A 19,789-nucleotide genomic window follows, 5' to 3' on the forward strand; every position below is an offset into this window, starting at 1 on the left:
AAAGGGGGTAAGCCGTTTGGTGCGTTTCGGGTGTGTGGGCGTCAACTGTCGGAAGGCGGCGGCAGACTGACGCGTGCCGTCCGCCGCTCCCCGTCCAGGACGCGCAGCGCCCGGGCCAGGGTGGCCGCGTGCAGTTCCGTCTCGCCCCGTCGATGCATCAGGGCCAGCGCGTCGCGCAGGGCGGTCGCCTTGCCGACCAGTGCCTGGGCGGCCCGCAGACCGCGGTAGGTGTCGCCGTCCTGCGCCGGGTTGATGCGGCCCAGGAGATCGACGACGTCCAGGTAGCAGTCGATCAGCTCGGCCTCGGCGCGGGTGAGGGCGGGCAGGGGAGGCGGCTCCGGCGACGGCATCGTCGGCTCACCTCGCGCCGTGCGCGGCGGTCTCGTCGATCGGTGCCCCGAGGAGGACGACGCGCTCCTCCAGCGGCTTCGCGTACGGGTCCACGGCCCGGTCGCCGGTGCCGGCGCGCTCGGTGAACCCGGGTGGTACGTGGCGGGCGGACGACCGGACCATGACGAACCCCTCCTCGTGGCAGCGCCGTTGAGGGCGGCACTGTCTCCGAAAAAAATGTACAGGACGTACACCCGGGGGAGGAGGGAGTCGCGACGAGGACCGCGGTCCGGTGGCGGAGGGGTGCCTCACCGCCCCTTCGGAGGTTCGTGCAGGCCGAACGGGGAGCCCTGGTCGTCGCGGCAGAGGGCGAACCGGCCGAACCGCGCGGCCGACTGCGCGTCCTCCGCGCCGAGGTCCCCGACCGACCCGCCCAGCTCGCGGACCCGGACGATGGCCTCGTCCAGGTCCGAGACCCGGAAGAAGAGGTACGGGGACGCCTGTGCGTCCCCTCCGTGCAGGCCGCCCGGAAGGCCATCGGTCCCGACGGTGAATCCGCCGCCCGTGGGTCCGGGTTCGAGGGTCCAGCCGAAGAGGGTGCCGTAGAAGGCGCGCCCGCGTTCGGGGTCGGCCACGCCGAGTTCGAAGAACGACGGTTCGCCTGCCATGGGGGACCTCCTGTGGGCCGGTGGCCGTGCTCTCCCCCGGCTCCATCGTCCTCCCCGGCGGGCGGCACCGCAGCCGGTGGCCGCGAGCCGAACCGTAAGCTGGGGCCATGGCCTATGAGATTCCGGTGACGCAAGCCAGGGCTGAGCTCGCCGATCTGATCAACCGGGTCGTGTACGGCGGTGAACGGGTCGTCGTGACGCGGCACGGCAAGCCGCTGGTCGCCCTGGTCTCCGCCGCCGACCTCGAACGCCTGGAGGGACTGAGGGAACCGGCGGGGGAGCAGGTGGTCGGTGCGCTCGCCCGGGTCCGGGACGCCGCCGCCCCCACGCCCCGCGAGCACCACCGCTTCGGCATCGCGGCGGAGCACCGGGGGCCGAACCCGTCGTAGGGGTGTCCGGGCGGAGCCGAACCCGTCGCGGCGAGCAGCCGCCGCGGGCCTCGGCCCTTCGCGGCGGCGCACTCCGCACCGGTGCTCAGGCGACCGGTGCGGGAGCCGGGGCCCGGTCGGGGGCCGGCGAGTCGCCGCCCTTGCCCTGCCGCAGGGCGTTGCCGAGCACGACCGCGCCGAGGCCGAGCGCGGCCCACCACGCGAGGGTGAGCGCGTGACCGGTGGCCGCGGCTCCGTCGAAGAAGGACACCGAGCGCAGCAGTGAGGCGCCCGCGCCCGGCGGGAGCCACTGGCCGATCGCACCGGCCGGCTGCGGCAGCATCTCCGGTGCCGAGGAGGCACCCGAGAAGGGATTGCCCAGGAGCATCATCACGGCCGCGCCCAGACCGATCCCCGCTTGTCCCATCAGAGCCGCCAGCCCCGCCACGCTCGCCCCCACCGCGAGGACCGACAGCCCGAAGACGCCGGCCACGGCCCACCAGTCACCGACGACCGCCCCGAGCCAGCTGTGCGCGAGGGCCGCGGCGACCAGACCCGCCACCGCGGAGGCGCCGACCAGCGCGACGACCGTACGGATGCCGCGCAGGCCCAGCAGGGTGGTGACGGCGCCCGCCGCGATCCCGGCCAGTGCCAGCGGCAGCACGCTCGCGCCCAGGGCGGCGCCGCGCGGGTCCGCCTCGGGTGCGGGTACGACGTCGACCACCTGGGCCGGGGCCTTCTCCGCCGTCCCCCGCGCGGCCACCGCCTGCTGGAGCAACTGGGCGACGAGAGGGCTCGCCGCCGATGCCGTGAGCAGCTTGCCGCCGCGGTCGTCGGCGACCACCGCGCCGTACACGGTCCGGTCCTCGATGGCGGCCCGGGCCGCCGCCTCGTCGTCGTAGCGGTGGATCTCGAAGGCCCCCTCCTGCCCGGCGAGCCGCTGCTCCACCTGCGTGACCGCCCCGGGCGGCCCCGCCACACCGAGCGGCAGGTCGTGGGGGGCCGTACGGGCGGCGGGCCAGGCGAAGGCCCACAGGGTCAGGGCGACCAGTACGGGCACCAGGGCGATCACGGCGATCACGCGGCGGCGGCTGTCCATGAGGACTCCTGAAAAAGAAGGATCGTTCGTTTTACTTCTGTGCCCACCGTGCGCCCGGCGCGGTCTCTTGTCAAGAAGGAACGTTCGTTTTAGCGTGGACACCATGGCCCGCGTATCCCAGGAACACCTCGACGCCCGCCGCCGGCAGATCCTCGACGGCGCCGCCCTCTGCTTCGCCCGCAACGGGTTCCATGCCACGTCGATGCAGGACGTGCTGAAGGAGGTCGACCTGTCCGCGGGGGCCGTCTACCGCTACTTCAGCGGCAAGGACCAGCTGATCGAGGCCATCGTCACCGACGTGATGGGCGTCCTCCGCGACGTGTACGAGCGGGCCGCGCTGGAGAGCCCGCCGCCGATGCCCGACGAGCTGATCGCCCAGACCGTGGCGCACATGCAGCGGGAGCGGCCGGCGCTCACGGACGACGGGGAGTGGCTGTTCCCGCGGCTCATGATCCACGCCTGGATGGAGACGCAGCGCAACGACGAGCTGTCGGCCCTGCTGGGGGAGGGCTTCGACGCCGTGACGGCCGCCTGGGTGAAGGTGGTGGTCCGCTACCAGGAGAGCGGCATGATGTCCGCCGACGTCGATCCCCGGGCCGTGGCCCGGACGCTGATGGCCACGGTGCAGGGCTTCGGGGTCCAGCACGTGCTCTTCGGCAGCTTCGCTCCCGAGGCGCTCCGTGCGGGCGTGCGGGCGCTGGTGGGCATGCGGGAGGCCGCCGACGGCACCGGTAATCAGTCGGTCAAATCCGGGTGACGTGGCGGAAACACTGCGAGCCTACTCTGCACCCCGATCCACCTGCGGTTTCGTGGGCACCGGCGTCCGCTTTCCCGCGCATCCTTGTGTGTTACATCTGGAACCGTCGCGGTGGCCGCGGCAGTCGGGCCGTGCGTCCCGGCGTGAAGCCCTGTGAGGTGGTACGTGCAGCTGACCCCGCACGAGCAGGAGAGACTGCTCATCCATGTGGCCGCGGATGTGGCGGACAAGCGCCGCGCGCGAGGCGTGAAGCTCAACCATCCCGAGGTCGTCGCGCTGATCACCGCGCACATCCTCGAAGGCGCCCGGGACGGTCGCACGGTCAGTGAACTCATGGCCTCAGGCCGCACGCTGCTCCGGCGCGACGAGGTCATGGAGGGCGTCCCGGAGATGATCCACGACGTGCAGGTCGAGGCCACCTTCCCCGACGGCACCAAGCTGGTCACCGTCCACGATCCGATCATCTGACGGGGCGGCAGCCATGATCCCCGGAGAGATCCTCTTCGCCGACGAGCCGGTCGTCTGCAACGAGGGGTGCGAGATCACCCGCCTGACCGTGCTCAACACCGCCGACCGACCCGTCCAGGTCGGGTCCCATTACCACTTCGCCGAGGCGAACCCCGGCCTCGACCTCGACCGCGCCGCGGCCCACGGCAAGCGGCTCAACATCGCCGCAGGCACCGCCGTCCGGTTCGAGCCCGGCATCCCCGTCGACGTGGAGCTCGTCCCCCTGGCAGGGGCCCGCGTCGTCACGGGGCTGCGCGGCACGACCGGAGGTGCCCTCGATGCCTGAACTGACCCGCCCCGCCTACGCGGACCTGTTCGGCCCCACCACCGGTGACCGCATCCGCCTCGCCGACACCGACCTTCTCGTCGAGATCGAGGAGGACCGCTCCGGCGGGCCCGGCCGCTCGGGTGACGAGGCCGTCTTCGGCGGCGGCAAGGTCCTGCGCGAGTCCATGGGCCAGTCGCGCGTCACCCGCGCCGAGGGCGCCCCCGACACGGTGATCACCGGAGCCGTGGTCATCGACCACTGGGGCGTGGTCAAGGCCGACATCGGCATCCGCGACGGCCGCATCACCGGCATCGGCAAGTCCGGCAACCCGGACACCATGGACGGCGTCCACCCGGACCTCGTCATCGGCCCCGAGACGGAGGTCATCGCCGGCAACGGCAAGATCCTCACCGCCGGGGGCATCGACACGCACGTCCACTTCATCGCCCCGGCCGCCGTCGACGAGGCCCTCGCCTCCGGTGTGACCACCCTCATCGGCGGCGGCACCGGCCCCGCCGAGGGCAGCAAGGCCACCACGGTCACCCCCGGCTCCTGGCACCTCGCGCGGATGTTCGCGGCCCTGGAGTCCAGCCCCGTCAACATCGGCTTCCTCGGCAAGGGCAGCACGATGTCCAAGGAGTCCATGCGCGACCAACTGCGCGCGGGCATCCTGGGCTTCAAGATCCACGAGGACTGGGGCGCGACCCCCGCCGTCATCTCCGCCTGCCTGGACGTCTGCGAGGAGTCCGGCGTCCAGCTCGCCGTCCACACCGACACCCTGAACGAGGCCGGGTTCATCGGCGACACCTTCGACGCGATCGCGGGACGCACCCTGCACGCCTTCCACGTCGAGGGAGCCGGCGGAGGCCACGCCCCCGACATGATCACGGCGGTCTCGCTGCCCCACATCCTGCCGGCGTCCACCAACCCGACCCGGCCGCACACCGTCAACACCGTCGAGGAGCACCTCGACATGCTGATGGTCTGCCACCACCTGAACCCGGCCGTCCCCGAGGACCTGGCCTTCGCGGAGTCCCGCATCCGGCCCAGCACCATCGCGGCCGAGGACATCCTGCACGACATGGGAGCCATCTCCATCATGGCGTCGGACGCCCAGGCCATGGGCCGCATCGGGGAGGTGATCCTGCGGACCTGGCAGACCGCGCACGTGATGAAGCGGCGCCGCGGCCTCCTGCCCGGTGACACCCGGGCCGACAACAGGCGCGTCCGCCGCTACGTCGCCAAGTACACCGTCAACCCCGCCGTGGCCCAGGGCATCGAGCACGAGGTCGGCTCGGTGGAGACCGGCAAACTCGCCGACCTGGTGCTGTGGGACCCCCGGTTCTTCGGTGTGAAGCCGCAGCTCGTCCTCAAGGGCGGACAGATCGCGTACGCGCAGATGGGTGACGCCAACGCCTCCATCCCCACCCCGCAACCGGTCCTGGCGCGGCCGATGTTCGGGGCCCACGGGACGGCTCCGGCCGCGGGCTCGGTCGGCTTCGTGGCCGAAGCCGCCCTCGCGGACGGGCTGGCCGAACGCCTCGGACTCGGCCGGGAGCTGGTGCCCATCAGGTCCACCCGTGGCCTCACCAAGGCCGACATGCGGGAGAACGACGCGCTGCCGCGCGTGGAGGTGGCCGCGGACTCCTTCGCGGTGACCATCGACGGTGAGCTCGTCGAACCCGCACCCGCCGCCGAACTGCCGCTCGCGCAGCGGTACTTCCTGTTCTGAGCGCCGACATGAGCCGCGCCGCGCTGCTCGTCCTCGCGGACGGCCGCTTCCCCGCCGGAGGGCACGCCCACTCCGGCGGGGCGGAGGCCGCCGTCCGGGCGGGCCACATCACCGACGCCGCGAGCCTGGAGGAGTTCTGCCGGGGGCGGCTGCACACCGGCGGAAGCGTCGCGGCCTGCCTCGCGGCGGCCGCGGCCCTCGGTGTGGACCCCGTCGCCCTCGACCGGGCCGCGGACGCCCGCACCCCTTCACCCGCCCTGCGCGGGGTGGCGCGCCGCCTGGGGCGGCAGCTGATGCGGGCCGCGCGGGCGACCTGGCCGCACCCCGGACTCGATGCGCTGGCGGGCCGGTTCCCCAAGGGCGCGCACCAGCCCGTCGTCCTCGGCCTGACCGCCCGAGCGGCCGGACTCGGGCCCCTGGACGCGGCGTACTGCTCCCTCTACGAGTCGGTGAGCGGACCGGCCACGGCCGTGGTGCGGCTGCTCGGCCTCGACCCGTTCGACGCGACGGGCGTACTGGCGCGGCTCGCGCCCGAGCTGGACCGGGTGGCACAGGACGCCGTCGAGGCGGCCCACGCCGCCGTGACCGACGGGGTCGACGCGCTGCCCGCGCGGTCCTCGCCGGTGCTGGAGATCGGCGCGGAGGCGCACGCCGCCTGGGCCGTGCGGTTGTTCGCCTCGTAGCGTCGTGGCGCTCCGACCGGGCGGCCCTCGCGCCCGCCGTCCCTTCCTTCCCTTTCCGTCCCCGTGCCGGGGGCTCTACAGGGGGTTCCGCCCCCGTGCAGGAGTCGCAGCATGCACCTCGACCACCACCACGAGACGCCCGCCGTCTCCGCCGACGCCAGGCGGCCCGACGGAAGCCGCCGCGCCCTGCGGATCGGGCTCGGCGGACCCGTCGGCTCGGGGAAGACCGCCACCGTCGCCGCGCTCTGCCGGGCCCTGCGCGAGGAGTTGTCCCTCGCCGTCGTCACCAACGACATCTACACGCGCGAGGACGCCGAGTTCCTGCTCCGCGAGGCGGTACTCCCACCGGAGCGGATCAGCGCCGTGGAGACCGGAGCCTGCCCGCACACCGCCATCCGGGACGACATCTCGGCCAACCTCGAAGCGGTGGAGGACCTGGAGGACGAGGTGGGTCCGCTGGACCTCGTCCTGGTGGAGTCCGGCGGCGACAACCTCACCGCCACCTTCTCCAGGGGGCTCGTCGACGCCCAGATCTTCGTGATCGACGTCGCCGGTGGTGACGACATCCCGCGCAAGGGCGGGCCGGGCGTCACCACCGCCGACCTGCTGATCGTCAACAAGACCGACCTCGCGCCGTACGTCGGCTCGGACCTGGCGCGGATGGCCGCCGACGCGAAGGCGCAGCGCGGTGAACTGCCGGTCGTCCTCCAGTCGCTGCGCGGTGAGGACGGCGTCCGGGACGTGGCCGACTGGGTGCGGGCCCGGATCACCGCATGGACGGCATGACGGCCCCGGCCGGCGTGCGGGCCAGGGCGCGCGTCCTCGCCCGCGACGACGGGCGCGGCGGCACCGCCCTGCCTGTGCTGGAGGGCGAGGGGCCGCTGACGGTGCGGCGCACCCGGGGGAGCGGCGCCGAGGCCCGGGTCCTGCTGGTCGGTGCGATGAGCGGCCCGCTCGGCGGGGACCACTTCACGGTGACCGCCGAGGCGGCCCGGGGTGCCCGCCTGCGGGTCGGGTCGGCCGCCGCCACCCTGGCCCTGCCGGGGCAGACCGAGGCGGGTGCCCGCTACGACGTCCGGCTCACCGTCGGCGACGACGCGGAACTGCGCTGGCTGCCCGAGCAGTTGATCTCCGCGGGCGGCAGCGACCTGCACGTCACCACACGCGTCGACCTCGCCGCCACGGCCCGGCTCCTGCTGCGCGAGGAGCAGGTGCTCGGGCGGTCCGGGGAGGAACCGGGGCGGCTCACCAGCCGTCTCACCGTGCGGATCGCCGGCCGGAGCGTCCTCGACCAGGAGCTGGCCTGCGGGCCCGGCGCCCCGGGCGGCTGGGACGGCCCCGCGGGCCTGGCGGGGTACCGTGCGGTCGGCCAGCTGATCGTCGCCCGCCCGGAGTTCGCGAGCGCACCACCGGCGGCCCGTGTCCTCGGCCCGGGTGCGGCCGTCATGCCGCTCGCCGGGCCGTGCGCGCTGGTGACGGCGGTGGCCTCGGACGCGCTGCGGCTGAGACGGCTGCTGGACGAGGCGCTGGACTCGCTGGACCGGGGTCCGTCGACCGGAGCCCTTTGACCGAACGCCTTTCTCCGTTTATCGGATTGGCAAAGAAGTAGCACCGCCTCTGTCCTCAGGGAACGCACAACCGCGAAGATCCCCGTACTTGTCGCGAACACGTACGGGGAGGGCCACGTGAGGAAGAGCGGACTGGGGCGGAGGGCGGCGGCGTTCGGCACGGCCGGAGCGCTCGTCACCGCCACGCTGATAGCCGGGGCGGTCGCGGCTCCCACCGCGAGCGCCGAACCCGCCGGCGGCCACGCGAAGGGCTGGGACCGCGAGGCCCGCGGGGCCGCGATCGCCGCCGCCCGCGCGGCGAAGGCCGGCATCGACTGGCAGGACTGCCCCGCCGACTGGAACCTGCCCAAGCCGATCCAGTGCGGCTACGTCACGGTGCCGCTCGACTACGCCAAGCCCTTCGGCAAGCAGATCGAGATCGCCGTCGACCGCATCGGCAACACCGGCACCAAGGCCGAGCGGCAGGGCGCGCTCCTCTACAACCCCGGCGGTCCCGGCGGTTCCGGGCTGCGCTTCCCGGCCCGCGTCACGAGCAAGAGCGCGGTCTGGGCCGACGCGGCCGAGGCCTACGACTTCGTGGGCTTCGACCCGCGCGGTGTCGGCAAGTCCGCGCCCATCTCCTGCGTCGACCCGCAGGAGTTCGTGAAGGCGCCCAAGATGGACCCGGTGCCCGGCTCCGAGGCCGACAAGCTCGCGCAGCGCAAGCTGGCCCGCGCGTACGCCGAGGGCTGCGGCGAGCGCAGCGGCGAGATGCTCCCGCACATGACCACGCCGAACACCGCACGCGACCTCGACGTCGTCCGCGCCGCGCTGGGCGAGCGGAAGCTCAACTTCCTCGGCGTCTCCTACGGCACCTACCTCGGCGCCGTCTACGGCACCCTCTTCCCGGACCACGTCCGCCGGATGGTCGTCGACAGCGTCGTCAACCCGTCCCGCGACAAGATCTGGTACCAGGCCAACCTGGACCAGGACGTCGCCTTCGAGCAGCGCTGGAAGGACTGGCAGGACTGGGTCGCGCGGAACGACGCCACCTTCCACCTCGGGGACACCCGCGCCGAGGTCCAGGAGCAGTGGCTCGAACTGCGCGCCACCGCGGCGAAGGAGCCGCTCGGCGGGGTCGTCGGCCCGGCCGAGCTGATCTCCTTCTTCCAGAGCGCCCCGTACTACGACTCCGCGTGGGTGCCGGTCGCCACGGTCTTCGGCAAGTACGTCGCCGGTGACACCCAGGCCCTCGTGGATGCCGCCGCCCCCGACCTCGGCGACACCGCGGGCAACGCCTCCGCGGAGAACGGCAACGCCGTCTACACCGCCGTCGAGTGCGCCGACGCCCAGTGGCCCACCGACTGGCAGACCTGGGACCGGGACAACACCCGTCTCCACCGCGACCACCCGTTCATGACCTGGGCCAACGCCTGGATGAACCTGCCGTGTGCCACCTGGCCCGTCAAGCAGCACACCCCGGTGGACGTGAAGACCGGCAAGGGCCTGCCGCCCGTGCTGATCGTGCAGGCCGAGCGGGACGCGGCGACCCCGTACGGAGGCGCCGTCGAACTGCACCAGCGGTTCAAGGGATCGCGCCTGATCACCGAGCGGGACGCCGGATCGCACGGGGTCACCGGCCTGGTCAACCCGTGCGTCAACGACCGGGTCGACACCTACCTGCTCACCGGCAAGGTGGACGCCTCGGACGTGACCTGCGCGCCCCACGCCACGCCCAAGCCGTAACGACCCGAAGGCGCGGGGGAGGGGCGGCCGGAACGACCGGCCGCCCCTCCGCCGTCCTCACGCCCGCCGAGCCGTCGGCCAGGCGTCCTCCGCGGCGTAGTCGAAGAGGTCGCCGTAGGCCCGGACCATCTTCGGGTACGCCTCCCGCCAGTCCTGGGCGGCCAGTCGCCCCTCGATCCAGGCCACCGTGTCCGGCAGGGTCTCGGCGTAGCGGACCACCGGGCGGTAGCCCAGCCGGCGCTCGGCCGCGCTCATGTCGCACACCACCGGCAGGGGTACCGACCAGGGCGTGCCGCCCACGCCGTCGGCGGTGGGCGGGCCGTCCATCAGCACGTCCTCGGTCTCCGCCCCCATCACCGCGTCGATCGCCGCCGCGATCTTCGCGACCGTCGGTGCCTCGGGATCGACCGCGTTCAGCACGCCCGCGCCCGGACGGGGAGCGGCCAGCCGGATCAGCTCGGCGATGTTGTGCACGCTCGCCGGGTGGAAGCGGCTCGCACCGCGGTGGGCGAGGAAGCGCCGGCGCCGGCCGTCGAGGTTGCGCTTGACGAAGTACAGCTCGCGCGGGGTACGGCAGTGCGGCCCGTGGACCGCGCCCGCGCGCAGCAGCGTGACCGGCAACCGGTCTCCGGCCGCGAGCAGTTCACGCTCCAGCGCCGCCTTGCGGGTGCTGTACGTGGTGTCGCCCGGCCGGATCGTGCGCTGCTCCTCGGTGAGGGGCACCGGGTACGCGGGGAAGCCGTCGGGCTCACCCTGGGTGTCGAAGTTGCGGCCCTCGTCGTCCTCGTAGACCGACACACTGGAGATCACCACGGCGGAGCCGACCCGCCCGGCGAGCGAGACCAGCTGCCGCGCGTGCGCCTCCCCGAAGGCCACCGTGTCCACCAGGACGTCGCAGCCGTCGCCCACCGCCGCCGACAGGGCCGCGTCGTCCTCCCGGTCGGCCCGCACCACCCGCACGTTGCCGGGCCAGTCCCCGTCCCGCTCTCCGCCCCGCGACACGGCCGTCACCTCCCAGCCGTCCCGGGCCAGCGCTCCCACGGTCGGGCGCCCGATCTGTCCCGTCGCCCCGATCACCACAGCTCGCGTCATACGGCGACGGTAGGCGGACCGGTCGCTCCCCGGCCACGTTCTTCTGCCGAGGGCAGACAGCGGCCCGCTAGCGGTGCGGCAGCCGGGGGAACCTCGGTCCCTTGGCCGCCGTCCGGGCCTCCTCGGCCTTGACGTCGGCCGCGTACCGGTCGACGTACTCCTGTCCGGACAGCGTCAGGACGGCGTACATGATCTCGTCGGTGATGGCACGCAGTACGGCCTTCTCGCCCTCCATCCCGGCGTAGCGGGAGAAGTCCAGGGGCTCGCCGAAACGGATCACCACGGGGTGCAGCTTCGGGATCTTCCGGCCCGGCGGCTGGGCCTCGAAGGTGCCGATCATCGCGCAGGGCACCACCGGCGCCCCGGCCCGCAGCGCCATCACCGCGACGCCCACCTTGCCCTTGTACAGCCGGCCGTCGTGCGAGCGGGTGCCCTCGGGGTAGATGCCGAGCAGTTCGTCCTTGCCCAGCACACCGAGCCCCTCGCGGATCGCCGCTTGGCCCGCCTCCTTGCCGGAGCGGTCGACGGGGATCTGCCCGGCGCTGCGGAAGAAGAACGCGGTCAGCCGGCCCTTGATACCCGGGCCGGTGAAGTACTCCGCCTTGGCCAGGAAGGTGATGCGGCGCCTGAGCACCGCCGGCATCAGGAAGTGGTCCGAGAAGGAGAGGTGGTTGCCCGCGATGATGGCCGCCCCGGACGCCGGTACGTGGTCCAGGCCCTCGATCCGGGGACGGAAGAGCAGTCTCAGCAGGGGTCCCAGCAGCACGTATTTGAGCACGTAGTAGAACACGACTCGCCCTTCATTCCGCCCGGTCGGTCTCGCGGCAGCGTCTTCCCAGGTCAGCCTACGGATATCCCGGGCGTCGGACGAGCCCCCCGACCGGCGTCCCGCGTGCCGGGGCCGGTGGACCCGTCGTTCAGTGGTCGGCCCGTACCGGGTGCCGGCTCATCACCGAGACCCGGTTGAACGCGTTGATGGTGACGGCCACCCAGATCACCGCGGAGATCTGGTCGTCGGTCAGGTGCTCCCGGGCCAGGGCGTGGGCGGCGTCCCGCGCGGCGGTGTCGGCCGGCGCGGTGGTCGCCTCCGCGAGGGCGAGGGCGGCCCGCTCCACCGGGGTGAACAGCTCGGTGTCCCGCCAGGCGGCCAGCACGCCCAGGCGCCGCGGGGTCTCGCCCAGGCGCTGGGCGGCCCGGGTGTGCACGTCCAGGCAGGAGGCGCAGCCGTTGAGCTGGGAGACACGGAGGTTGACCAGCTCCGCGACGGTCCGGTCGAGGCCCGCCTCGGCGGTGACCGCGCGGACCGCCTCGGCGGTCTGCACCAGCGCGCGGTACGCGGCCGGGCTCCGCTTGTCGATGTAGAGCCGCCGGGCGGCGGGTTCCGGGGCGGGAGTGGTCACCCGACGCTCCTTCGTGAGGCCGTGGACGTCTATGATCACGGCGTATTGTTGAAGTTGAAACTACCATGAGGGTGCAGGAGGCTGCCGATGAGCAACGTCGAGACGGACCCCGTCGCGGTGCGGTGCGGACCCGCTGCCGGCGCGGGTTCCCCGGGCGCCCAGCACGTGGACGTCCTCGCGCCGCGCGACGTGCCCCTGGGCGGACCGCGCGCCATGACCGTGCGCCGCACCCTGCCGCAGCGTTCCCGGACCCTGATCGGGGCCTGGTGCTTCGCCGACCACTACGGCCCCGACGACGTGGCGGACACCGGAGGCATGGACGTCGCCCCCCATCCGCACACCGGGCTGCAGACGGTGAGCTGGCTCTTCAGCGGGGAGATCGAGCACCGCGACAGCCTCGGCAGCCACGCCCTCGTCCGGCCCGGCGAACTGAACCTCATGACCGGCGGCCACGGCATCAGCCACACCGAGGTCTCCACCCCGCGGACCACCGTCCTGCACGGCGTGCAGCTGTGGGTGGCGCTGCCGCGGGAGCACCGGAACGCCCCCCGGGACTTCCAGCACCACGCCCCCGAGCCGGTGGCCCTGGACGGCGCGGAGATCAGGGTCTTCCTGGGCTCCCTGGCCGGCTCCACCTCGCCCGTGCAGACCTTCTCACCCCTCCTCGGCGCGGAGATCGCGCTGGCGCCGGGGGCCGCGGTCACGCTCGACGTCGACCCGGGCTTCGAGCACGGCCTCCTGATCGACCGGGGCGAGGTGCGCATGGCGGGCACGGTGCTGCGCCCGGCCCACCTCGGCTTCCTCGACGCCGGCAGCGACACCCTGACCCTCGTCAACGAGTCCGGCACCCCGGCCCGGGCGGTCCTGATCGGAGGCACCCCCTTCGACGAGGAGATCGTGATGTGGTGGAACTTCATCGGCCGCAGCCACGAGGACATCGTCCGGGCCCGGACCGACTGGCAGAACGCCTCCGACCGCTTCGGGGCCGTCGAGGGCTATCCGGGGGAGCGGCTGCCCGCTCCCGCCCTGCCCAACGCGTCCCTCACCCCGCGCGGCAACCCGCCGCGCCGCTGACCGCTCCCACGAGAGGAACCCCGTGACCGACCAGCCCGCCCCCGCGCCCACCGTCGAGCGGATCGACGCACGCCACCGCTACGTGATCCTGGTCGACGGGCGGCAGGCCGGCCTGACCGCCTACCGCGACCGCGGCGAGCAGCGCGTCTTCTTCCACACGGAGATCGACGACGCCTACGCCGGACAGGGCCTGGCCGGACAGCTGGTCCGGCAGGCCCTCACCGACGTGCGCGCCCAGGGACTGCGTATCGTGCCCGTCTGCCCCTACGTCGCCAAGTACCTGACCAAGCACCACGACTTCGACGACATCACCGACCCCGTGACCCCCGAGATCCGCGCCTGGCTGGACGGCCGGCTCGGACGCTGAGGCCCGCCCGGGCCGCGGCCGACGGGGAACCTCGGGCCGGGCGGCGCGCACGGACACGGCGACGGCCGTGCCGCACCCCTGGCCGGGGGCGGCACGGCCGTCGCGCGGGCCGTTCGGAGCGTCAGAACTTCGGCGTCGGCGCCTGCGCCTCCACCAGCTCCGCCGCCTCCTCGTCGGTCTGCACCGAGGGCGGGGAGCCCTCGAGGGGCTGCTGGGCCGTCTCCTTCATGCAGGCCACCGCCACGATGCCGACCAGGGCCGCGGCCATCGCGTAGTAGGCGGGCATCATGTCGGAGCCGGTCACACCGATCAGCGCCGTGATCACCAGCGGGGTCGTGCCGCCGAACAGGGACGCCGACAGGTTGTAGCCGACCGAGAGGGAGCCGTACCGCACGTTCGTCGGGAACATCGCGGGCAGCGCCGCCGACATGGTGCCCAGCAGGCACACCAGGGACAGGCCGAGCATCAGCATGCCGGCCGAGACGGCGAGCAGGCTGCCCTCCTGCACCAGCACGAAGGCCGGCGCGGACAGGACGAAGAAGCCGATCATGCCGGTCATCAGCAGGGGCTTGCGGCCGAAGCGGTCGGACAGCCGGCCCACCTGGTTGATGATCAGCATCAGCAGCACCATGGTGGCCACCAGGATCATCAGTCCGTGGCTCTCGCTGTAGTGCAGCTCGTCCGACAGGTACGTCGGCATGTACGACAGCAGCATGTAGTCCGTGATGTTGTACGCGCCCACGAGCGCGATGCACAGGAGCAGCGCCCGCCAGTGCGTGCGGAAGATCTTCGCGAGGTCGCCCCGTGCGGTCGTCTCCACCGCGGTCGCCGCCTCCGACACGTGGACGTTGGAGTCCTCCAGCTTCAGGAACGCGGGGGTGTCGTCCAGCCTCATCCGCAGGTAGATGCCGACGACGCCGAGCGGAGCGGCGACCAGGAACGGGATGCGCCAGCCCCAGGCGTCCATGGTGTCGCTGCCGAGCCAGGCCGTCAGCGCGGTCACCAGGCTCGCGGCGCCGGTGTACCCGGCCAGCGTGCCCAGCTCCAGGAAGCTGCCGAAGAAGCCGCGCCGCTTGTCGGGCGCGTACTCGGCGATGAAGGTGGAGGCACCCCCGTACTCGCCGCCGGTCGAGAAGCCCTGGAGCAGGCGGAAGACGATCAGCAGGACCGGGGCCCAGAAGCCGATGGAGTCGTAGCTCGGGATGAGCCCGATGGCGGCCGTGCCGATCGCCATGAGGATCATCGTCAGCGCGAGCACCTTCTTGCGGCCGATCTTGTCACCCATGGGCCCGAAGACCATGCCGCCGATCGGACGCACCAGGAACGCCACGGCGAACGTGGCGAACGAGGAGAGCAGCTGCGCCGTGTCACTCCCCGACGGGAAGAAGACCCGGCCGATGGTGCCCGCCAGGTAGGCGTAGATGCCGAAGTCGAACCACTCCATGGCATTGCCCAGCGAGGCGGCCTTCACGGCGCGCTTGACCGCGGCCTCGTCGGTGACGGTGATGTCCGACCGGCGCAGTCGGGGGTTCTGCCGACGTCTGATGGCCCGGAACAGGGCGGGGTGGCGGCGGACCGCCGCGGCGTCGGATTCCTGGCCGTTGTCGTTGGGGGACGTGGCGGCCTCCCTTTTCCACGCAGGAACCCCGGGCGGGGAAACTGCTCGGTCGTACGATTCTCAGGTCGTACCGTTCCCCCGATCATGCTGCGTATGGCCGTGACCTCGGTCATGCGGTTGGGCCGATGAGGTGAGCGGGCGTGCTGGATAGGCTTCGCCCATGCGGATCTCCGTCTCCTCCGACATGGACGAACCCGTCGCCCGGCTCCTCGTCGAGGAGCTGCGCGGACGCGGCCACGAGGTGCTCGCGCACGGCGCCCTGAGCCCGGGCGCCGACGCCCGGTGGGCGGTGTGTTCCGCGCGTGCGGCGCGCGAGGTCGCCGACGGCACGGCCGACCAGGCGGTGGTGTGCTGCTGGACCGGCACCGGCGCGTCCATCGCGGCCAACAAGGTGCCGGGCGTACGGGCGGCCCTGTGCACCGACGCCGGCACGGCGGACGGCGCCCGCCGCTGGAACGACGCCAACGTCCTCGCCCTCAGCCTGCGGCTGACCTCGGGGCCGCTGCTGGGCGAGATCCTCGACGCCTGGTTCGCGGGCGCGCCCAGCGAGGACGCCGAGGACCGGGACGGTGTGACGCAGGTGGAGCGGCTCGACGAGGGTCGAACCACTCCCTGACCCGGCCGGGCGCGTCGCTCAGGAGGTCAGTACCTTCTCCAGCGTCCCGAGCGCCCCCTCCAGCTCCGCGCGGGTGACGGTCAGCGGCGGGGCGAGGCGGATCGTCGAGCCGTGCGTGTCCTTGACGAGGACGCCCTCGCGCATCAGCCGCTCGCTGACCTCACGCCCGGTGCCCAGCGCCGGGTCCACGTCGATGCCCGCCCACAGCCCGCGCGCACGGAAACCGACGACGCCCTTGCCGACCAGGGCGGCGAGGCCCTCGCGCAGCACCGCGCCCAGCTCGGTCGCCCGGCGCTGGAACTCGCCGGTCTCCAGCAGCTCCACCACCGCCGTGCCGACCGCGGCGGCCAGCGGATTGCCGCCGAAGGTCGACCCGTGCTCGCCCGGACGCAGCACCCCGAGCACCTCCCGGCTGCCGACCACCGCCGACACCGGCACGATCCCGCCGCCCAGCGCCTTGCCGAGCAGCACCAGGTCCGGCACGACCGGCTCGTGCTCGACGGCCAGCGTGCGCCCCGTACGGCCGAGACCGGACTGGATCTCGTCCGCGACGAACAGGCACCCGGCCCGCCGGGTCAGCTCCCGCACACCGGCCAGGTAGCCGTCGTCCGGGATGTTCACCCCCGCCTCGCCCTGGATCGGCTCGATCAGCACGGCCGCCGTCGTCTCGTCGACCGCCGCCTCCAGCGCCGCCAGGTCGTTGTACGGCACGATCCGGAAACCGGGGGCGAAGGGGCCGAAGCCCGCGCGGGCCGTCTCGTCCGTGGAGAAGCCCACGATCGTCGTCGTACGGCCGTGGAAGTTGTCCGCGGCGACCACGATCGTCGCCCGGTCCCGCGGGACGCCCTTCACGTCGTAGGCCCATTTGCGGGCCACCTTGATGCCGCTCTCCACCGCCTCGGCGCCGGTGTTCATCGGCAGCACCATGTCCGTGCCGGTGAGCGCGGCCAGCCGCTCGGCGAAGGAGGCGAGCCGGTCGTTGTGGAAGGCCCGCGAGGTGAGCGTGAGCCGGTCCAGCTGGCGGTGGGCCGCCTCGACCAGCGCCGGGTGGCGGTGGCCGAAGTTGAGCGCCGAGTACCCCGCCAGCATGTCCAGGTAGCGGCGCCCCTCCACGTCCTCGACCCAGGCGCCCTCCGCGCGGGCCACGACGACGGGCAGCGGGTGGTAGTTGTGCGCGAGGACGGGCTCCTCGGCGCGGATCAGCTCCTCGGAGCCGCGGGTGCGGGCGGGTGCGGTCATGAGCGGATCTCCCGGATCTCCTGGGTGCAGCACTTGATGCCGCCTCCGGCCTTGTGGAACTCGGACAGGTCGACGGGGACGGGGACGTAACCGAGGCCGGCCAGCCGATCGGCGAGTCCCCGCGCCCCGGGCGAGATGAACACGTGGCGTCCGTCGCAGACGGAATTGAGCCCGAAGGCCAGGGCGTCCTCGCGGGTCGCGAGCACCGCGTCCGGGTAGAGCCGCTCCAGCACCTCACGGCTGCCGGGCGAGAACGCCCCGGGGTAGTAGGCGACGTTCCCGCCGCCTCCGTCGCCCGCGTCGTCCAGCACGAACAGTGCCGTGTCCAGGTGGTAGAAGTACGGGTCCACCAAGGTCAGCGAGATCACCGGCACACCGAAGAACTCCTGCGCCTCGCGGTGCGCCTCCCGCGTGGTGCGAAAACCCGTACCGGCCAGGATCCAGCGGCCCGCCGGCACCAGGTCCCCCTCGCCCTCGCAGACCGCCTCGGGCTGGTGCACCTCGAAGCCCTCCGACTTGAACCACGCCGCGTACGGCACGGACTCGGGACGGCGCTCGGGGGCGTGGAACCGGGAGCCGAACACCCGGCCCTCCACGACGACCGCGGAGTTCGCGGCGAAGACCATGTCGGGCAGGCCCGACACCGGTTGCACGGTGTGCACGGCGTGGCCGTGCGCGCGGTAGGCGTCCACCAGCGCCTGCCACTGGTCCAGGGCGCGGATGACGTCGACGGGCCGGCCGGTGCTCATCCACGGGTTGATCGCATACTGCACGGCGAAGTGTCTGGGTTCGCAGACCAGGAAGCGCCGCCGGCGCGGCACACGGGAGTCGGGCACAGAGGGGTACCTCCGTTCCTCACGGTGTGTGACGAGGGGTTGACACCACGGTAGGAAGTGGCGAGCCCGCCCGACAAGCGCGGAAAGCTGCGCGCTTCCGCAGCAATGCTGCGTTGTCCCACCGGTCAGCGCATGTCCGCTGCGTCCTCGGCCGCGTCCTGTGCGGCGGGCAGGCCCGCGCCGGCCTCCGGACTGTCCGGGATGAGGTGGGACAGCACCATCACACTGATCGTCTTGCGGATGAACGGCTCGGCCCGGATCCGCTCCAGGACCTCCTCGAAGTGCTCCACGTCCCGCGCCCGCACGTGCAGCAGGGCGTCCGCACCCCCGGTCACCGTCATCGCCGCCGTGATCTCCGGATAGCCGCGCGCCACCTCCGCCAGCCGCCGCGGCGGCGCCGCGCCCTCGCAGTACACCTCCACGTACGCCTCGGTCCGCCAGCCCAGCGCGGAGGGCCGCACCGTCGCGGTGAACCCGGTGATCACGCCGGTCTCGCGCAACCGGTCCACCCGGCGTTTGACCGCCGTCGAGGACAGGCCGACCGCCGCCCCGATCTCGGCGAAGGACGACCTGGCGTTCGCCGTCAGGGCGGTGACGATCTTCCGGTCGAGTTCGTCGAACGGGGTGGGCCTGCTGCTCATGCGGGCACTGTATCCAGCGGGTACGTCCCTGTCGGGCCCGTGTTCAGGCGTACGGATCACCCCTACACTCCAGCCTCATGCTGCGCGCCCTGGCTGTCGACGACGAACGCCCCTCGCTCGAGGAACTCGTGTACCTGCTGAACGCCGATCCCCGCATCGGTACGGCGGAGGGCGCGGGCGACGCGACCGAGGCGCTGCGCCGCATCAACCGGGCCCTGGAGTCGGGCCCGGACGGTCCGGACGCCATCGACGTCGTCTTCCTCGACATCCAGATGCCCGGCCTCGACGGGCTGGACCTCGCCCGGCTGCTGACCGGCTTCGCCCGGCCGCCGCTGGTCGTCTTCGTCACCGCGCACGAGGACTTCGCGGTCCAGGCCTTCGACCTCAAGGCCGTCGACTACGTCCTCAAGCCCGTCCGCCGGGAACGGCTCGCCGAGGCGGTCCGCCGCGCCGCGGAACAGCGGGGCACCCCGGCCACCGCCCCGCGCGTGCCCGTGCACGAACCCGACCCCGGCCACATCACGGTGGAACTCGGCGGCGTCACCCGCTTCGTCCCCGTCGAGGACATCACGCACGTCGAGGCCCAGGGCGACTACGCCCGCCTGCACACCGGCCGGGGCAGCCACCTGGTCCGCATCCCCCTGTCCACTCTGGAGGAACGCTGGCGCGCCCGCGGATTCGTCCGCATCCACCGCCGCCACCTCGTCGCCCTGCACCACATAGGCGAGCTGCGCCTGGACGCGGGCAGCGTCAGCGTCCTGGTCGGCACCGAGGAACTCCAGGTCAGCCGGCGCCACGCCCGCGAACTGCGGGACCTGCTCATGCGGAGGCCGTGACCGTGCCCCAGGACCCCACCGACCGCCGCGTCACCGTCACAGGACCACCCCGGCGCGCCCCCGGAGCCTCGGGCTACTACCGCCCGCGCACCGAGATCGACGAGCAGACCACCCTCGGGCACACCTACGTCCGCTCCCTCATGCGCAGCCAGCTGCGCGCCGGCCTCGCCGCCCTCGCGGTCCTCGGGCTCCTCGTCGGGCCGCTGCCCCTGCTGTTCGCGGCGATGCCGGACGCCCACGGCCTGGAATGGGCCGTCCTCGGCTTCGGCCTGTACGCCCCGCTCGTCCTCCTCGCCCGCTGGTACGTCCGCCGCGCCGAGCGCAACGAACGCGACTTCGTGCGCCTCGTCGAGGACCGCTGACCG

25 protein-coding genes are annotated in these 19,789 nt (G+C 73.0%); 14 read left to right on the forward strand and 11 right to left on the reverse strand.

The window, feature by feature from the left end:
• Nucleotides 1-41: 41 nt before the first annotated feature.
• The 3 genes from AC07FV_RS12600 to AC07FV_RS12610 form a co-directional block, all read right to left on the reverse strand.
• Nucleotides 42-350, reverse strand: a complete 309-nt coding sequence (locus tag AC07FV_RS12600) for a hypothetical protein (RefSeq protein ID WP_356606433.1) — start codon at nt 348-350, stop codon at nt 42-44.
• A 7-nt stretch (nt 351-357) separates the two neighbouring features.
• The gene (locus AC07FV_RS12605) at nt 358-513 is read right to left on the reverse strand and encodes a hypothetical protein (protein WP_479086808.1); all 156 of its coding nucleotides are present in this window, start codon (nt 511-513) and stop codon (nt 358-360) included.
• A 125-nt stretch (nt 514-638) separates the two neighbouring features.
• A complete protein-coding gene (locus tag AC07FV_RS12610; protein WP_479086810.1) occupies nt 639-998 on the reverse strand; it encodes a VOC family protein in 360 nt (119 codons plus the stop codon).
• 107 nt (nt 999-1,105) lie between these two features.
• Here AC07FV_RS12610 and AC07FV_RS12615 point away from each other — a divergent pair, with 107 nt between their 5' ends.
• Nucleotides 1,106-1,387, forward strand: coding sequence for a type II toxin-antitoxin system Phd/YefM family antitoxin (locus AC07FV_RS12615; RefSeq protein ID WP_479086811.1), 282 nt, complete (start codon nt 1,106-1,108; stop codon nt 1,385-1,387).
• A gap of 85 nt (nt 1,388-1,472) precedes the next feature.
• Here AC07FV_RS12615 and AC07FV_RS12620 read toward each other — a convergent pair whose 3' ends face one another.
• Nucleotides 1,473-2,465: an ABC transporter permease gene (locus AC07FV_RS12620; protein WP_479086813.1), complete on the reverse strand. Its 993-nt coding sequence runs from the start codon at nt 2,463-2,465 to the stop codon at nt 1,473-1,475.
• Between the two features lie 103 nt (nt 2,466-2,568).
• Between AC07FV_RS12620 and AC07FV_RS12625 the strand changes: the two genes are divergently transcribed.
• The 8 genes from AC07FV_RS12625 (at nt 2,569) to AC07FV_RS12660 (ending at nt 9,705) form a co-directional block, all read left to right on the forward strand.
• Complete coding sequence (locus tag AC07FV_RS12625) at nt 2,569-3,222, forward strand: TetR/AcrR family transcriptional regulator (protein ID WP_479086814.1); 654 nt, start codon at nt 2,569-2,571, stop codon at nt 3,220-3,222.
• A 165-nt stretch (nt 3,223-3,387) separates the two neighbouring features.
• Complete coding sequence (locus AC07FV_RS12630; RefSeq protein ID WP_479086816.1) at nt 3,388-3,690, forward strand: urease subunit gamma; 303 nt, start codon at nt 3,388-3,390, stop codon at nt 3,688-3,690.
• A gap of 13 nt (nt 3,691-3,703) precedes the next feature.
• Complete coding sequence (locus AC07FV_RS12635) at nt 3,704-4,015, forward strand: urease subunit beta (protein WP_479080842.1); 312 nt, start codon at nt 3,704-3,706, stop codon at nt 4,013-4,015.
• Nucleotides 4,008-5,729, forward strand: a complete 1,722-nt coding sequence (locus tag AC07FV_RS12640; RefSeq protein WP_479086817.1) for an urease subunit alpha — start codon at nt 4,008-4,010, stop codon at nt 5,727-5,729. Before AC07FV_RS12635 ends, AC07FV_RS12640 begins: the two co-directional genes overlap by 8 nt.
• 8 nt (nt 5,730-5,737) lie before the next feature.
• Nucleotides 5,738-6,412 (forward strand): urease accessory protein UreF, encoded by a 675-nt coding sequence (locus AC07FV_RS12645; protein WP_479086818.1) that lies wholly within the window; start codon nt 5,738-5,740, stop codon nt 6,410-6,412.
• Between the two features lie 111 nt (nt 6,413-6,523).
• Nucleotides 6,524-7,198 carry an urease accessory protein UreG gene (gene ureG / locus AC07FV_RS12650; protein WP_356606451.1) on the forward strand — a complete coding sequence of 225 codons (675 nt, stop codon included), beginning with the start codon at nt 6,524-6,526 and terminating at the stop codon, nt 7,196-7,198.
• The gene (locus AC07FV_RS12655; RefSeq protein WP_479086820.1) at nt 7,186-7,980 is read left to right on the forward strand and encodes an urease accessory protein UreD; all 795 of its coding nucleotides are present in this window, start codon (nt 7,186-7,188) and stop codon (nt 7,978-7,980) included. The genes ureG and AC07FV_RS12655 overlap by 13 nt, the downstream gene beginning before the upstream one ends.
• Nucleotides 7,981-8,097: 117 nt before the next feature.
• On the forward strand, nt 8,098-9,705 hold the full coding sequence (locus tag AC07FV_RS12660; RefSeq protein ID WP_479086821.1) for an alpha/beta hydrolase: 1,608 nt from the start codon (nt 8,098-8,100) through the stop codon (nt 9,703-9,705).
• Nucleotides 9,706-9,762: 57 nt separating this feature from the next.
• Here the strand turns inward: AC07FV_RS12660 and AC07FV_RS12665 are convergent, their stop codons facing one another.
• The 3 genes from AC07FV_RS12665 to AC07FV_RS12675 form a co-directional block, all read right to left on the reverse strand.
• The gene (locus AC07FV_RS12665; RefSeq protein WP_479086822.1) at nt 9,763-10,797 is read right to left on the reverse strand and encodes an NAD-dependent epimerase/dehydratase family protein; all 1,035 of its coding nucleotides are present in this window, start codon (nt 10,795-10,797) and stop codon (nt 9,763-9,765) included.
• 67 nt (nt 10,798-10,864) lie between these two features.
• Nucleotides 10,865-11,587 (reverse strand): lysophospholipid acyltransferase family protein, encoded by a 723-nt coding sequence (locus tag AC07FV_RS12670; protein ID WP_384690946.1) that lies wholly within the window; start codon nt 11,585-11,587, stop codon nt 10,865-10,867.
• A 127-nt stretch (nt 11,588-11,714) separates the two neighbouring features.
• Nucleotides 11,715-12,197, reverse strand: a complete 483-nt coding sequence (locus tag AC07FV_RS12675; protein WP_479086823.1) for a carboxymuconolactone decarboxylase family protein — start codon at nt 12,195-12,197, stop codon at nt 11,715-11,717.
• An 87-nt stretch (nt 12,198-12,284) separates the two neighbouring features.
• Between AC07FV_RS12675 and AC07FV_RS12680 the strand changes: the two genes are divergently transcribed.
• A complete protein-coding gene (locus tag AC07FV_RS12680; RefSeq protein WP_479086825.1) occupies nt 12,285-13,271 on the forward strand; it encodes a pirin family protein in 987 nt (328 codons plus the stop codon).
• Nucleotides 13,272-13,293: 22 nt separating this feature from the next.
• Nucleotides 13,294-13,638 carry a GNAT family N-acetyltransferase gene (locus AC07FV_RS12685; RefSeq protein WP_479086826.1) on the forward strand — a complete coding sequence of 115 codons (345 nt, stop codon included), beginning with the start codon at nt 13,294-13,296 and terminating at the stop codon, nt 13,636-13,638.
• Between the two features lie 121 nt (nt 13,639-13,759).
• Here the strand turns inward: AC07FV_RS12685 and proP are convergent, their stop codons facing one another.
• On the reverse strand, nt 13,760-15,196 hold the full coding sequence (gene proP / locus AC07FV_RS12690) for a glycine betaine/L-proline transporter ProP (protein ID WP_479087357.1): 1,437 nt from the start codon (nt 15,194-15,196) through the stop codon (nt 13,760-13,762).
• Nucleotides 15,197-15,416: 220 nt separating this feature from the next.
• On the opposite strand from proP, the gene AC07FV_RS12695 reads away from it, so the two are divergent.
• On the forward strand, nt 15,417-15,872 hold the full coding sequence (locus AC07FV_RS12695; protein ID WP_479086828.1) for an RpiB/LacA/LacB family sugar-phosphate isomerase: 456 nt from the start codon (nt 15,417-15,419) through the stop codon (nt 15,870-15,872).
• An 18-nt stretch (nt 15,873-15,890) separates the two neighbouring features.
• Here AC07FV_RS12695 and rocD read toward each other — a convergent pair whose 3' ends face one another.
• The 3 genes from rocD to AC07FV_RS12710 all read right to left on the reverse strand — a co-directional run bounded on the left by rocD (nt 15,891) and on the right by AC07FV_RS12710 (nt 18,588).
• Complete coding sequence (gene rocD, locus AC07FV_RS12700) at nt 15,891-17,111, reverse strand: ornithine--oxo-acid transaminase (protein WP_479086830.1); 1,221 nt, start codon at nt 17,109-17,111, stop codon at nt 15,891-15,893.
• Nucleotides 17,108-17,947 carry a dimethylargininase gene (ddaH, locus tag AC07FV_RS12705; protein WP_479086832.1) on the reverse strand — a complete coding sequence of 280 codons (840 nt, stop codon included), beginning with the start codon at nt 17,945-17,947 and terminating at the stop codon, nt 17,108-17,110. Before ddaH ends, rocD begins: the two co-directional genes overlap by 4 nt.
• A gap of 125 nt (nt 17,948-18,072) precedes the next feature.
• Nucleotides 18,073-18,588, reverse strand: coding sequence for an Lrp/AsnC family transcriptional regulator (locus AC07FV_RS12710; protein ID WP_383637148.1), 516 nt, complete (start codon nt 18,586-18,588; stop codon nt 18,073-18,075).
• Nucleotides 18,589-18,665: 77 nt separating this feature from the next.
• Here AC07FV_RS12710 and AC07FV_RS12715 point away from each other — a divergent pair, with 77 nt between their 5' ends.
• Both AC07FV_RS12715 and AC07FV_RS12720 read left to right on the forward strand, forming a co-directional pair.
• Complete coding sequence (locus AC07FV_RS12715) at nt 18,666-19,424, forward strand: LytR/AlgR family response regulator transcription factor (RefSeq protein ID WP_479086833.1); 759 nt, start codon at nt 18,666-18,668, stop codon at nt 19,422-19,424.
• 2 nt (nt 19,425-19,426) lie between these two features.
• Entirely contained in the window at nt 19,427-19,786 is a 360-nt protein-coding gene (locus tag AC07FV_RS12720) for a hypothetical protein (protein ID WP_356606921.1), read from the forward strand.
• Nucleotides 19,787-19,789: the final 3 nt, after the last annotated feature.

Source organism: Streptomyces sp. NPDC045956, from assembly GCF_056430705.1.

What these genes read in the sequence shown, in the direction of transcription:
- AC07FV_RS12695 (WP_479086828.1), top strand. Translation starts at nt 15,417, where the DNA reads ATGCGGATCTCCGTCTCCTCCGACATGGACGAACCCGTCGCCCGGCTC.
- AC07FV_RS12645 (WP_479086818.1), top strand. Translation starts at nt 5,738, where the DNA reads ATGAGCCGCGCCGCGCTGCTCGTCCTCGCGGACGGCCGCTTCCCCGCC.
- AC07FV_RS12680 (WP_479086825.1), top strand. Translation starts at nt 12,285, where the DNA reads ATGAGCAACGTCGAGACGGACCCCGTCGCGGTGCGGTGCGGACCCGCT.
- AC07FV_RS12620 (WP_479086813.1), bottom strand. Translation starts at nt 2,465, where the DNA reads ATGGACAGCCGCCGCCGCGTGATCGCCGTGATCGCCCTGGTGCCCGTA.
- AC07FV_RS12610 (WP_479086810.1), bottom strand. Translation starts at nt 998, where the DNA reads ATGGCAGGCGAACCGTCGTTCTTCGAACTCGGCGTGGCCGACCCCGAA.
- AC07FV_RS12605 (WP_479086808.1), bottom strand. Translation starts at nt 513, where the DNA reads ATGGTCCGGTCGTCCGCCCGCCACGTACCACCCGGGTTCACCGAGCGC.
- AC07FV_RS12615 (WP_479086811.1), top strand. Translation starts at nt 1,106, where the DNA reads ATGGCCTATGAGATTCCGGTGACGCAAGCCAGGGCTGAGCTCGCCGAT.
- AC07FV_RS12710 (WP_383637148.1), bottom strand. Translation starts at nt 18,588, where the DNA reads ATGAGCAGCAGGCCCACCCCGTTCGACGAACTCGACCGGAAGATCGTC.
- AC07FV_RS12715 (WP_479086833.1), top strand. Translation starts at nt 18,666, where the DNA reads ATGCTGCGCGCCCTGGCTGTCGACGACGAACGCCCCTCGCTCGAGGAA.
- ureG (WP_356606451.1), top strand. Translation starts at nt 6,524, where the DNA reads ATGCACCTCGACCACCACCACGAGACGCCCGCCGTCTCCGCCGACGCC.
- rocD (WP_479086830.1), bottom strand. Translation starts at nt 17,111, where the DNA reads ATGACCGCACCCGCCCGCACCCGCGGCTCCGAGGAGCTGATCCGCGCC.
- AC07FV_RS12665 (WP_479086822.1), bottom strand. Translation starts at nt 10,797, where the DNA reads ATGACGCGAGCTGTGGTGATCGGGGCGACGGGACAGATCGGGCGCCCG.
- AC07FV_RS12625 (WP_479086814.1), top strand. Translation starts at nt 2,569, where the DNA reads ATGGCCCGCGTATCCCAGGAACACCTCGACGCCCGCCGCCGGCAGATC.
- AC07FV_RS12640 (WP_479086817.1), top strand. Translation starts at nt 4,008, where the DNA reads ATGCCTGAACTGACCCGCCCCGCCTACGCGGACCTGTTCGGCCCCACC.
- AC07FV_RS12600 (WP_356606433.1), bottom strand. Translation starts at nt 350, where the DNA reads ATGCCGTCGCCGGAGCCGCCTCCCCTGCCCGCCCTCACCCGCGCCGAG.
- AC07FV_RS12655 (WP_479086820.1), top strand. Translation starts at nt 7,186, where the DNA reads ATGGACGGCATGACGGCCCCGGCCGGCGTGCGGGCCAGGGCGCGCGTC.
- AC07FV_RS12635 (WP_479080842.1), top strand. Translation starts at nt 3,704, where the DNA reads ATGATCCCCGGAGAGATCCTCTTCGCCGACGAGCCGGTCGTCTGCAAC.